The following is a 12,874-nucleotide window of genomic DNA, read 5'->3' as shown; positions in this document are numbered from 1 at the left end:
AATGTTATAATCGCAACCAAAACTATGACCAACAAGGAAATCCTCACTAAGCTCTTCGGGTGAGAATCAATGATATTACTGATCTCCTCTGAGTGAACCCTGGCTTTTTTGTTATTTATCATTTCATTACAAATTAATTATCCAATTCGAGTTGGTTTTTTACAAGGTTGTAATAGCTTCCCTTATTTCTAACTAGAGATTGATGACTACCTGATTCAATGATATTCCCTTTTTCCAAAACAATAATCTGATCAGCATTTTTAACAGTGCTTAACCTATGTGCAACTACGATAACTGTTCTGCCTATGAAGAAATTATTTAAATTCTCTATAATCACCTTTTCGTTATTGGCGTCTAGTGAGTTGGTAGCCTCGTCTAATATGATGTATGCAGGGTCTTTATAGATTGCCCTGGCAATTAAAATTCGCTGTTGCTCGCCTTTACTGATATCGATCCCTTCAGAGCCAATCTTAGTTTCTAATTTTAATGGCAAAGCGTCTATGAATTGATAAATATTTGCTAAGCGAGTTGCCTGATTTAGTCTATCTATGTCAATCTCTCCTTTTATCGTTATATTCTTAACTATAGTATCCGAAAATATGAAGCCATCCTGCATAACCACTCCACAATTTTCCCTCCAGGCATGATGAGATAGGCTTTCCAGTGAGGTAGTATTATTAATGGAGATTACGCCTTTATCTGGATCATAGAACTTCAAAAGTAATTTCAATAGTGTCGTCTTTCCACTGCCGCTCATTCCTACAATAGCAGTTACTTTACCATGCGGTATATCAAGTGAGATGTCCTTTAACACCGGATAATCCGTGCCTGGATAAGAAAATGTAACATTTTTTAAAGATATCGTTTTATCAATAGGCATTTGTATGGTCAAATTCTCAGATTCACCTTCTTCTTCCTTGTTTTCATGTATCTCATTTAGTCTTTCTAAACTTATCTTAGCATCTTGCGCAGTGCGCATGAAATTAACAAAGAGATCTAATGGTGCATTCATTTGGCCAATAATATATTGTATGGCAAGCATCGTTCCCAATGTCATCTCACCTTTGATTACCGCCAAAGCAGCAATACAGGTAATCAGGATATTTTTCCCTTCATTGATAAAGAGTGCGCCTCCTTGTTGTGTCTGATCCAGGGCAAGGCCTTTTAAATTGAGCGTAAATAATTGTGCTTGTATTTTCTCCCATTCCCAGCGTTTCTCATCTTCACAATTATTAAGCTTTATTTCTTGGATGCCTTGAACGAGTTGAATAACTGATCCTTGGTTGGAGGATTCAATATCAAATCTTTTGAAATCAAATAATCGCCTTTTTTCAAGAAAATACAAGATGTATAAGATGTAAAAGATAGCACTGATTATAAAGCAAAGAAATATCTTGAGATTGTAGGAGCATAATAATGCACTAAAGACGATCAAACTAACGGTTGAAAACAATAAATTAATACTGGAAACGGTAAAAAAATTCTTTATCCTTTCATGATCTCTTATTCTTTGCAGAATATCCCCAGGTATTCTAGTATCAAAAAATGACATTGGCAACCTCATCAACTTTATCAAAAAGTCACTGAGAATAGAGATGTTTACCCGGATACTTATATGGAGAAGTATCCAGCTTTGAATAAACTGTAAACTCGAGCGGCCTATAAAAAGCATAAATTGGGCTAGTACTACAATATATATAAAATTTAGGTCTTTATTCTTAATGCCAACGTCTACGATACTTTTAGTTAAGTAAGGGAAAAGTAGTTGAAGAAAGCTCCCTAATGTCAGACCTGCGATTAAGTAAATGAGCAATGTCTTATACTTTAGTGTGTAATTTAGCAGCGTATAGAAAGTATATTTTTGGTTACTAACTTCTACCTGATCATTGAACTTTTCCGAAGGTTCTAAAAGCAAGGCAATTCCCTCCGATTCTTGGTGTAGCCAATTTGTTTTAAAATTTTCTTCATTATGGTCAATCAAACCGATTTTAGGATCTGCAATCCTGTAGATTGCCTTGCCCTTCTTTTGTTTGATCTCATAAAGGACGACAAAATGATTTTTTGACCAATGTAAAATACACGGCATGGGTACAGAATGCAGTTTCTCAATCGGTATTTTTACAGCCATCGTTTTAATTTCGATAGATTCAGCACCTATACTAATACTTTTCAAGCTCGCGCCTTCTCTATTTACATTTGACCTATCCCTTAAATATTTAATTGAAAAATTTTTACCATAGTGCTTGCATATCATCTTTAAACAGGTGGGGCCGCAGTCCATCTGTTCTGGCTGGATATAGGACTTGAACTTTTTTGACATTTTGAGACGTTAGTAAGTTAAAGGAGGTTTCGATTGTATTTATAATATTACATTGATTAATGAATGAACGTCAAACATTTTAAATCTATCAATATTAAGTTCCAATATAAAAATTAAATTTGATTAATTATTTCAAAAGTTATTCAGCAAGCTAATATGGGCCTGAAATTTATTTTTTTGTAATTTTAGATTTTCATTGATGTAAGACCTATAAAGACATTAGTTTGGTTAATTTATCATTCAAGTGGAAATAGTTTAGATATAGTACTACTAAATGGATAAAATGATACTCATAGAACGTATACACGATCATTTTTTAGAGTTGGTGGCAAATCAAAAAATATTAAGTCCCACTGAAAAGCTTGTCTTAATGAGGTATTTGTTTGAATATGACAGCACGTCAAAAAGTACCGGGCTGTTGGAGGTTGCGGGCAGATATATTGATGAAATTCATCATGAATTGATGACAAGCTCAACTGGTGATCTATCCGATAGGGAATATAATGTTCCATTGATCGGCTTGGAGTTTCTTAATGTGTTTCAGAAAGGGCTTATCATCGTCGATCTAAACGAATTGTTAGCACCAATAGATAGAATTGTAATGCAGGCAAGCTGCGGATTGAATAATTTGCAACTAAATGATAGCCTAATTCATTCAGCTTTCTATTTAGTTAAACGGATTAAAAGCTTAGATGGTTCTCAGGAGTGGGAACAATTGATGGCATTAGAGAACTTATTAGGGCTGATAGAGCATTTAAAGAAATTAAACAGAAACCGGAATCAGCGGTTTTATTCACAGTTAAGTGATTATTTAAACATATTAATGCAAACTACTCATATCGTTGAGAATAGGTCCTATATTAACCAACTCATCTCTTCAGCTATTTTTCGTCCAAAATTACCTGGAAGGAAAGCTAACTCGTCTACGCAATTTGATTATTTAGCACTGATGGATATATTTATTGAGGCAGCGATTGCTTTAAGTCTAGATGAGCTAAAGGAACAACTTTGTTTGGACTTTATGTATTATTTAACGCAAGAGCATCTCGGGCATGTAAAGGTCAATTCCAAAAACATTGCAAAAGCAATAGAAATCAACTCCGTATTAACAAGGATACAAGTAAAATTGAATTGTCCTCATCTTTCTTATACCGAGAAATTAAAGAAATTGGTATATCAACAAGATGTCTTAAATCCTGCCAATGCTACAATCCATGATAATATCCTTCTATATGATTTTTATAAAACTCATCTAATGCAAACATATTCTTAATTGATATTCAATGATAGATTTAACAGATACTTCCTTTCTGATTCTTGTAAAGATTGATTCTGTCTCTCGTTTAGAAAATTTAAATACAGTAATCCGGTACATACATAAACATTTTAAAACCGAAATTAATGTTTTGGAAGTTGATGACTCAGCCAAATTTATCAATGATGCTGAATTAAGAATAAACTATACCTTTATTTACAGTACTGAGAAAATACTACATACGACCAAATTCAGAAATAAACTGATAGAAGACTGCAATACCCCATACTTTGTGATGTATGATACGGATATCATATTGCCGAAAAGGCAAATACTTAACACGTTACAAAGAATAAGAAAAGAGCCGGATTTGTTTGTATATCCTTATGATGGTCGATTTTATAATGTCGAGGAGCCATCAAGATCCTTTTTTTTAGAAACCTTGGATGAGAACTTATTTATCGATTATAATACATTGAAATTGTTATTCAGCAATTCTACAGGGGGCGTATTTGCTTCCTCTAAAAGTCTTTATAAATCCTGTGGCTTAGAAAATGAGAATATAGTCAGCTGGGGACCAGACGACAAAGAAAGATACAAGCGATTAGAGAGGTTAGGGGTTTCAATAAGGCGAATACCTGGTCCATTATTTCATTTAGATCATCAAAGAGGTCTGAACTCTTATCATCCATTCAGAGAAGTTGCTATTAAAAATATGCAGGAGTATTTGAAAATTTTATTGTGTACAAAGGCGCAACTTAACGCATATATCCATACATGGACATGGGTACACAAATAATACTACCGCTAAATTAATTGGTATTTTCCAGATTCGTGAACATTTGATTCTTTCCCCCCCAACGTTTTACCCAGGTGTTAAACCAATAATGAACAGCAATGGCATCATTTAATTTTTTTTGAATTACTGGTGATATGTGCTCTTGATGCGTCGATTTTAGTACTTCCTGTCTGGACAACGGATATATCACGTCTGCATTTAGGATTTCTACATCTTGAGCTTTGTAATTGTTATAAAGCCTAGTAATCATAAAAGGTCCCGTAGTTTCCATTACCTGCGTATCCACATCATTATACATCTTCTTATTCTCCTGCAATTCCTTTAAAACAAGTTCCATAAAAGGATGTTCGGGAATAGATGCAATAAATGCATTACATACTATTAATTCTCTTTGATGCATCTGGCAATGTTCTTCTGGCTCCTTACCAAAGACACATAACTTTCCTGCTAATGTAGCAGTTAAGTTTTCGAAGCATTCAAAATCTAAATCTACATAAATACCACCGAATTTATATAAAATCATGTACCGGATGACATCTGCCCGCTGGATATTATTTTCATAGTTATCATAAAGACTTAAAAAATCCGGATAATACTCTTTAACCAGTTCCCTATTATCTACATCGGTCCACAATTTATAAGACCAGTCTGGATGATGGTTTATCCAGGTCTTCCTTAGTGTGTCTAATTGTTCAGGTACATCTGAAGTCTTCCATGTTTGATGGATAATTTTTGGGATTGTCATGCGTATGATATTTATGCGTTTAAATAATCTCGTTTTATTTGTTCAAAGAAGGAATTATTCCTTCCTGAAACTTCCGGGGAAATATTCGACCATTCCCACATTTTATTCCAAAGGTGGACAGCATAAGTATTTTTTCCAAACACCAGTGATTCATTCGACAAGAAATCGGTAAAATTAAAAAAATTAACAGGGCAGAAAACATCATAATTTAGCTCATATTTGGAGAAATCTAAGATGTCAATATGCTTCTTCATAGCAACGGCACCAATTTCAGTCCATTTGATATCTGTTTTTTTAACGCGACTTAGCTTTTCTGATATCTCCTCAAGAATATTTTTTCCAAGGTCGGAGTTCTTAGCCATCTTGATAACCGCATTACAGGATTGTATTTTGCCTGATTCACTCCCGATTTCGGTTGCAAAAACGAATGGTTCCTCGAAATCGAAATACTTCAGACAAATTGTGTCACTATCTACCCACCAACCACCAACTTTAAACAGTAAGGTCATTCTAAACCAATCCGAGAAGGTTGCGTAGGAATTTTTAAGATCAATAAAAATCTGGTTTTCGGGAATGATAGAATTTGCATCTTTAAGTATTACACCGTCAGGCACATTGGCAACAGTTCCATAGGTGTATAAATGAAAATCGTGTCCTTTACTGAGGTATGATTTCATGCACATTATTTGCAGCGGCCCCAATTTATCGCTAACCCATAAACTATTAACTGTTTTATTATCCATAGTAATTAACCTGTTATAAAGATGAATTTTAATTTAAAAGTTATTTTGGAATATAACTAATAAATTTCAATTAGTAAATAAAGCCTGTTAATTTCCATATGATTTGTAATTTTCCTACACTATAGTCATGGTTTAAGCAATACATTATTTATCTCTACAGCTTGATTGTTTTGAGCGTTATAGCTCCTTGATGATGATTAGTAATTCGTAAAATCATTTAGGTGTTGGGTCAAATAGATACTGAAACAGTATGTTTCATATTGATACATCATCAACATTAATCGCTATAAAAGCTTGTTAAACATTTGATCTACATTGTTTTTCATGAAGTCTTTTTTCTGCGATTTGTTTTTTTTGATCGAGAGCTTCTGAGCTTAATTCCTGAACTATGGATTTAATCATTTTCAGAATTTGTCTGTATCTGGTGCCTGCCTTAAGATTATTTTTTATAGAAAAATCATTGAATTCTATTTGAGCCTGTTCAATTAAAACTTTGATCGTTTGAATTTTTTCCATACTGTAAAACAAAGATATGTTTGTCAAATTAAATTTACATCTAAAATACGCAGTATGAAATATAAATAATCAATCTATGAAAATAATTAACAAACTTTGATCACATACATTGTCGTTAACTAAAAATCGACTCGGAATATATGATTTGTGAAGCAGTATAAATTTTTATAATGCGCCATAACTATGTTTTTAAATTCACATTGGTAAACTATCATATAACCTATAGGGAGATTAACTCAGCCTTCTGAGGGAGTACCCTGTTAACTATTTAAGGCTAAAATCATGCTAACTTTAAAATATAAGCTGATTTAAGGTTAGATCATTCTTTTTGCCTCAATTTAAGATCAAAACTTCGCTCTGATTTTTGCTTCGGAAAATTCTGGATTGACTCACCCTTTTCAGGTCAGCCGGAGCAGGCTCATGCGTTCATCCAAGATCTACTCGACCTCAACCTATCACAAGTGTATCGTTGAGCTTCAGGTTTTTGGGTACATTTTTTACAGCCCTTCCTATAATCCTTTTCTTGGAAGCCGGATATCCTGGAACATGGAAAACGAAGTTGTATTAGGTTAAAATTTATCTTAAGATCGGGCTATGGCTTTGCAGGTTTTGATATAGTAGCGAAACGTTTTAGGTTAGCTTTCTTGAATATTTCTTATGGGCGATCTCAAGGGATGGATCTCTCCATGGAAAACTCTAAGGGGTTAAAACAGCATGCAAAAGGTCCTCATTTATTTCCAGAAAAACGAGCAAGCGGAGGTTCGGCAAAGCCCTGCAAAAAAAAGCCCGTAAACATTTGATTTACAAGCTTTAATTGAATTCATTTTTTTTCGCGGAATGGACGGGACGCTAACACTTAACCATAAGCGCCTATAAATTAATATCTTCTAGGACAAAATTAAAATCAGCTCACCAAATGCTCAACCATTTTTTTGTTACCATTTGGCTGTAAATGGCTATTAAAAATAGGAATTAATGGATAGTGTTATAAAAAAAATAGAATTTGGTTTTCAAAAATCCAGCGGATTTGAAAGTTTGAATGTTGGGTTCTAATCGTCTCACTGTGGTTTACACCTAGTGCTAAAATCAGCGTTTTGAAATATTTAGAATGATTTTTGAAATTCGAATTCCACTAATAACGCACATATATATTAAAACTTTTTATATGCAAATACTATGATTTAATTATAATTTTTTGTGTCAAAATATTCAAACTTAATTGAATAAGACTATTGTTAAGACAAAAAATCCCTATTGCAAGGTCATTTACCCCAAAGTATTTGCCCTGTAGGCTCTAAAACAATAATACTTGCCTGAATAAAAAACGAAAGATGGAAGTACTTTGTTCTTAAAAAGTTGTCGAGATCGTTTGTCAATTTTTTTAATAACTGTTCTCTACTCAAACTTTTATAATATGGTTTAGGAAGTCTGAAAAAGGTATATTCTGGTTGAAATTCTATACAAATCCTAGAACTATTATTCTTTTCATATGTATTTATTCCAGTCAAAGTAACGACGTATTCATCCAATGATTCGAATAGACCAAAGTTATATTTAGCGATTGGTTTTTCCGGTTTATCATGTGTACACGTGTAAACTAGCCATTCTTCAATAGTTGAAAAATTCGATTCTATTTCTGTTAATGGAGGTTCAAGTTCATCCTCTATTACATTGAAGCTTCCTTGTACAAACATTAGTCCATCGGTGTCGTTTTTATGTGGTGGGATAGTTGACATATTTATTTTTTTTATAATAAACTTTCATATGTTTATTTCGTCTAGAACTCTCATTCAGAACTATTTTACGAAAGTTTTGTTGTTTAATAAAACTATATATATCTATTTTTTTATCAAAATGTTAATCTCTAGTGAATGCGTGTTGAAAGTAAATATATAATGTAAATAATCCAGCAAACTAAGTATACTACACGGGACTATACAATCTGAAAATGAATATAATTTCATTTTGAATGACGGTTGTGAAATTTAAAATAAAAATAGCAAATGTTTATTAAAAAGGAATGGTCTTAACATGAGTTTTTGCTCGTTGAGTAACTCGTGTTATAGATGTCGATGTATTTGTCCATCTAGTGTGTACATAATAAGTCCATCTCAATACTGCGCTAGTACCCATTTCTTGAGCATTTTTATGCATATCTAGCAAAGTGGTATTTTTAGTCATCCAATCTGTAGGGGTATTATATGCCAGCCTTATCGTCAAATTTTCAATATCAAAATTGATTTCACTCCCATAATCTTTCACTGATATATCAAAAGCAACTGCTCCATATAGGAAATCAAGCTTTTCAATGGGAATGTTTATTGATTTTTCTATAATTGATTCTTGCTGTGATTTCAGTGATTCTTTCTGCTCATCAAAATCATCAAATAGAGTTAGTGTTTTTTCTAATTTTCTGTAGTAGGCATTTCTTTTAAGAAACATTCGATTTAGATATTCAATCTTTATATCTATGTATTCATACATAATTGGTTTAATTTCAGATATTTAATTGTTATGAAAGCGTATATAGCAACAGTTAATTTGCGCTGCCTTTATGTGACATCCTATAAGTTTGGTCTGCTTTATTTATAGCCTAGCATGGCTATTTCAAGCAATATGTTCAAAGAAATTCTCATATCTTTTTTTTGCACCCACTCAATTAAACAGCTGTAAATTGTTTAGCTATTCATATAGATATAGGTTAAAAACTGATTAAGCTTTATTAATTGAAAGAGATAAAATGTGTATTTGTTTAAAGCATATCTTTTTTCAAGATCCATAACATCCATTCGGTTCTAAAAATTAAATCAAAAATTTTATCGCCTATAATTTTCTATTTACGGTTTACCGTAAGGATTGCCGTTCTCGTGCCTATACTTTTGATCAGCTAAACAATACTAAAAACACTAAAAATGTATAAATTATGAAAACAGGCAATACCCAGAACTTTATTAAAATAATGGGATTATTGGGACTATTTGCAATTTCAGCTTGTAAAGGTTCTGGAGGATCCAAATCAGAAGATCCGTTCACAGCTACAAATTTTAATCTGTATGATCAGGATTTGGGTAAACGTATCGAAACGTACCATAACGCTAATACTCCAGGCAATGAAACTAAAAGGGGCACACCAGCACTTTACATTGATTTCTCATCTGGTATAAATAAAGCTTTTAGCGATCCAACCGTCAAAAACATGATGTCGGCCTGCTTCAACACCGTTCTCGCCCAGCAGTTTGAAGTTTACAAATTAGGCTCCAATAAAATATCATTACTCAACGTAGCCAATACTACCGAATTGGGGCAACAGGTAAGCGACCCGAAACAATACGCTGATATTTGGGCACCATTGCAATCAACAGTAGAAAAAATTGTTGACGGGAACAGCGATGCCCTTCTGATTACCGATTTTGAAGAGTGGCAAAAAAACATAGAAGTGACCAATACTGCTTTTCTTAAAATCCCATTCTCCAAATGGCTTGAAAAAGGTAATGCGGTCCATTTTTTTATTGTGGATTATAAAGAAGGCAAGGTCAACAAACATCTTTACTTTACCATATTCAGCTCTGGTAATCCGGATGCAGGAAGTTTGATTTCAAAACTCGAATCAAAACTTGCCCCATCAACTACCAGGTTTGATTTATCCAACACGGCTTATCAACTATCAACCGGGTATCCTTCAGAAAAATCGGGTGGTATTTTTTATGATGAAAGTGCAAAATCAGATAAAGCCAAAAATGTACTCGATTTAAAAGAGGGCTACATTAACGGTCTTAAAAACGGGCAGAACTTTGAGTTTTATCCGCTTGGATTAGATTGGAAAAACATTGATCAACTACACAGCACTTATGCCGCCCAAAATCAGTTTAACGATTTCTTCCGGAAACTTTTTATCGACCTCAGTAATGATGATAGTTACACTTTTGGAAACTTCAGTGTAAAAGTTTCGGATGTGACCACCGATTTCGAAAATTTTGCAAAAGCAGAAGAAGCTAAAAAACATCAACCCAAATTAGCCAAAGGAAATAATGGCGAGGCAAAGTTTTCTGATCAGGAAAAGGATGAAATTGCACTGGCATGTTACAATCCCGACGGAAAATTAAAGGCACAATGGATTTATAAAGCACAGCCATCAAATCCGCTTAATGAGGTTTTTACCCTCAACCAAACTCTTTTTACCAATACCAGGGCATCTAACCCAAAAAATGTAGAATTTGGTGTTGCTTTCGACCCTAAATTCAGTGTAGCCAACATCCATAATCCAGAAGGGTTAATCAAGGTAGATATTTTATCAAACACGGCTACTACTAATCTACAGGGCGCCAAAATGGCCAAATTCGAGTGGGTAAATGCTAAAAACACCCCTAATACCGCTTTGTCCGAATCGATCAAAAACACTTTACAGGAACTTAAACCCGTAGACAAAGTAGTGTACTCGTACTACATCAAAACTAAACAGTAATCTAAAATCATTAAAATAAAGTCTAAAATGGAATCAACGTCAGCTTACATCATCTCGATCATTACCGCATTGATCTTTCTTCTTTTATCGGCCATCATTGCAAACGCCATCAAATTTGAAGGAGGGAGTAATCCCAAAGACCCACAGGCACGCAAAACCTGGTTCTGGGTATTGGCCATCTTAAATCCGGCAGTCTGTTTTCTATTTGGCTATTATGTATTCAAACCAGATGTAAATATTATGGTATTGAATAATTATGTAACAGCCCTGAGTATTGGTACTGCTATAGGTTTTATACTCTATATCCTAATCGGTTTTGTAATGAGCAAAATATTTGCCACCGGAAAAATCGGACACTGGTTTTAATCCCTAATCAAAACATCAATGGATAAATTATTCGTAATCGCCATAGGCGGTACCGGGATGCGCTGTTTGGAAGCCTTTACGCACTTGTGTGGCATTGGGATGTTCGACAATCAGGAAATCGAAATTCTCACGCTTGATACCGATCAAAATAACGGGAATAAAGGACGAGTTGAAGAACTGATCGGCCTCTATAACCGGATTAAAACAACAGGTACCAGTGTAGGCGGAACACCAAACGCAAATACTTTCTTTTCAGCCAAACTGAACTTATACCGGTTTTTCACCAATTATGCCGGGCCTGGAAGGGAAACTTATAAAAACATCAGCAAAATTACCACAGGCTCTCCCGAACAGCAGAAAGCCAATAAATTAATATCCGACCTGTTTTTAGACAATAGTTCCGTACAGGAGTTTGCTTTAGATCATGGTTACCGGGCACAAACCCACCTGGGTTCTATGCTAATGTATCATGGCATTGTAGAAGCCGCCCGCAATATCATCAAAGGTGCTGCAGTACAATCGCAGGAGCGTGAACTGGACACTTTTATGGGCAAACTGGAGGGCGCAGGTGCAAATGCCAGGGTTTTTATTTTCGGTTCTATATTTGGTGGTACAGGTGCATCATCTATTCCGGTAATCCCCAAAGCATTACAGGATTTTGTAAAAATCCGTTCTAACGGTAATGCCAGTATCGATTTCGCCAAGGCCAAATTTGGTTCTACTTTATTAACAGCGTATTTCACTTTTAATAAACCCGATGATAAACAAAAAGCCAGCAAAGCCAATAGCGTAATTGCCGATTCGTCATTCTTTCCACTAAATAGTCAGGCAGCGTTGCAGTTTTACCAAAGCGACCCTACCGTTCAGAAGTGTTATAAACTGCTGTATCATATCGGCTGGCCCATAGAAAGCAAAAAAATTGATGGCAACAATGTTTCCAATCAGACTATAACCGGTGGCAGCGAACAGAAAAATCCCTGTCACATTACAGAGTTGTTATGTGCCTGTGCCGCTTACGATTTCTTTACCCGGAATGATGGTTTTAACAGTGCAAAGGCCGATTACCTCTATAAAGCGGTAGAATTTAAAGATAATTCGTTCAATTTCTCCTTTGATGATTTTATAGGAAACGAAAATAAATCGGGCGAAATATTTGTAAACAAGCTGGGTGCTTTTTTCTCCCTCGCACACATTTCTTTAACCAAAAACGGTGGCGCTTTTGATGATGCAGGTATAAAAGGTTTCATCAAACAATGCGAGAACCAAAAACTCAACCAGTACAGTACCATAACAGATGCGGAGTGTAAAGACATCAACGAATACTTCAAGCTTTTTGCCTACACATTCAAAGATGCCAAATTTATACCGGGCTGGCTTTATCAGGTGAGAAACTCCGTTGCCCCGGGCAGGTTCCTTTTCGATAGCAAGGCATTCCCGGATAATCCTTCCGAACTAAAAAAACTGGATGTCGGCACCATTTTCCTTGATGAAAAACACCACTGGAGTAAAGGCGGGCTTTTTAGAGACCGTTATGATCTTTTCGTCGAAAAACTGATCAATACCAATCCCAAAGACGAGCAAAAGGTAAATACCACCAAAGAGAAATTCCTTGCGCACATTTTTAACGCACTTACCATTTCACAAAACTTCGATATAAACTAAAGCACC

Annotated in this window: 11 protein-coding genes; 5 read left to right on the top strand and 6 right to left on the bottom strand. The window is 34.7% G+C overall.

Annotated elements, in window-relative coordinates; genetic code table 11:
- Positions 1–133: 133 nt before the first annotated feature.
- Positions 134–2,320, bottom strand: a complete 2,187-nt coding sequence (locus AN34_RS00865) for a peptidase domain-containing ABC transporter (protein ID WP_029281319.1) — start codon at positions 2,318–2,320, stop codon at positions 134–136.
- A 283-nt stretch (positions 2,321–2,603) separates the two neighbouring features.
- Between AN34_RS00865 and AN34_RS00860 the strand changes: the two genes are divergently transcribed.
- Entirely contained in the window at positions 2,604–3,593 is a 990-nt protein-coding gene (locus tag AN34_RS00860) for a hypothetical protein (protein WP_157263149.1), read from the top strand.
- Between the two features lie 10 nt (positions 3,594–3,603).
- A complete protein-coding gene (locus AN34_RS00855) occupies positions 3,604–4,374 on the top strand; it encodes a glycosyltransferase family 2 protein (RefSeq protein WP_029281315.1) in 771 nt (256 codons plus the stop codon).
- Between the two features lie 13 nt (positions 4,375–4,387).
- On the opposite strand, the gene AN34_RS00850 is transcribed toward AN34_RS00855, so the two are convergent.
- From AN34_RS00850 to AN34_RS00830, 5 genes are all read right to left on the bottom strand, one after another.
- Complete coding sequence (locus tag AN34_RS00850; protein WP_051666125.1) at positions 4,388–5,119, bottom strand: glycosyltransferase family 32 protein; 732 nt, start codon at positions 5,117–5,119, stop codon at positions 4,388–4,390.
- 11 nt (positions 5,120–5,130) lie between these two features.
- Complete coding sequence (locus AN34_RS00845) at positions 5,131–5,862, bottom strand: glycosyltransferase (protein ID WP_029281311.1); 732 nt, start codon at positions 5,860–5,862, stop codon at positions 5,131–5,133.
- Between the two features lie 297 nt (positions 5,863–6,159).
- The gene (locus AN34_RS00840; RefSeq protein WP_029281309.1) at positions 6,160–6,378 is read right to left on the bottom strand and encodes a hypothetical protein; all 219 of its coding nucleotides are present in this window, start codon (positions 6,376–6,378) and stop codon (positions 6,160–6,162) included.
- 1,262 nt (positions 6,379–7,640) lie between these two features.
- Complete coding sequence (locus tag AN34_RS00835) at positions 7,641–8,114, bottom strand: hypothetical protein (RefSeq protein ID WP_029281307.1); 474 nt, start codon at positions 8,112–8,114, stop codon at positions 7,641–7,643.
- 274 nt (positions 8,115–8,388) lie between these two features.
- Complete coding sequence (locus AN34_RS00830; protein ID WP_029281305.1) at positions 8,389–8,862, bottom strand: hypothetical protein; 474 nt, start codon at positions 8,860–8,862, stop codon at positions 8,389–8,391.
- Between the two features lie 439 nt (positions 8,863–9,301).
- On the opposite strand from AN34_RS00830, the gene AN34_RS00825 reads away from it, so the two are divergent.
- The 3 genes from AN34_RS00825 to AN34_RS00815 are packed head-to-tail and all read left to right on the top strand — an operon-like array spanning position 9,302 to position 12,868.
- The gene (locus AN34_RS00825; RefSeq protein WP_157263147.1) at positions 9,302–10,840 is read left to right on the top strand and encodes a hypothetical protein; all 1,539 of its coding nucleotides are present in this window, start codon (positions 9,302–9,304) and stop codon (positions 10,838–10,840) included.
- Positions 10,841–10,867: 27 nt separating this feature from the next.
- A complete protein-coding gene (locus tag AN34_RS00820) occupies positions 10,868–11,206 on the top strand; it encodes a hypothetical protein (RefSeq protein ID WP_029281301.1) in 339 nt (112 codons plus the stop codon).
- An 18-nt stretch (positions 11,207–11,224) separates the two neighbouring features.
- Positions 11,225–12,868, top strand: coding sequence for a hypothetical protein (locus AN34_RS00815; RefSeq protein ID WP_051666123.1), 1,644 nt, complete (start codon positions 11,225–11,227; stop codon positions 12,866–12,868).
- The last annotated feature ends 6 nt before the right edge of the window (positions 12,869–12,874 follow it).

Source organism: Pedobacter sp. R20-19 (assembly GCF_000708265.2).
Classification (GTDB): domain Bacteria; phylum Bacteroidota; class Bacteroidia; order Sphingobacteriales; family Sphingobacteriaceae; genus Pedobacter.
Note: the sequence above shows the minus strand (reverse complement) of the source record. Positions and strands in the feature narration are given on the sequence as shown.

Coding starts and splice junctions, on each gene's coding strand:
- AN34_RS00855 (WP_029281315.1), top strand. CDS start 3,604: ATGATAGATTTAACAGATACTTCCTTTCTGATTCTTGTAAAGATTGAT.
- AN34_RS00865 (WP_029281319.1), bottom strand. CDS start 2,320: ATGTCAAAAAAGTTCAAGTCCTATATCCAGCCAGAACAGATGGACTGC.
- AN34_RS00820 (WP_029281301.1), top strand. CDS start 10,868: ATGGAATCAACGTCAGCTTACATCATCTCGATCATTACCGCATTGATC.
- AN34_RS00860 (WP_157263149.1), top strand. CDS start 2,604: ATGATACTCATAGAACGTATACACGATCATTTTTTAGAGTTGGTGGCA.
- AN34_RS00845 (WP_029281311.1), bottom strand. CDS start 5,862: ATGGATAATAAAACAGTTAATAGTTTATGGGTTAGCGATAAATTGGGG.
- AN34_RS00825 (WP_157263147.1), top strand. CDS start 9,302: ATGAAAACAGGCAATACCCAGAACTTTATTAAAATAATGGGATTATTG.
- AN34_RS00850 (WP_051666125.1), bottom strand. CDS start 5,119: ATGACAATCCCAAAAATTATCCATCAAACATGGAAGACTTCAGATGTA.
- AN34_RS00840 (WP_029281309.1), bottom strand. CDS start 6,378: ATGGAAAAAATTCAAACGATCAAAGTTTTAATTGAACAGGCTCAAATA.
- AN34_RS00830 (WP_029281305.1), bottom strand. CDS start 8,862: ATGTATGAATACATAGATATAAAGATTGAATATCTAAATCGAATGTTT.
- AN34_RS00835 (WP_029281307.1), bottom strand. CDS start 8,114: ATGTCAACTATCCCACCACATAAAAACGACACCGATGGACTAATGTTT.
- AN34_RS00815 (WP_051666123.1), top strand. CDS start 11,225: ATGGATAAATTATTCGTAATCGCCATAGGCGGTACCGGGATGCGCTGT.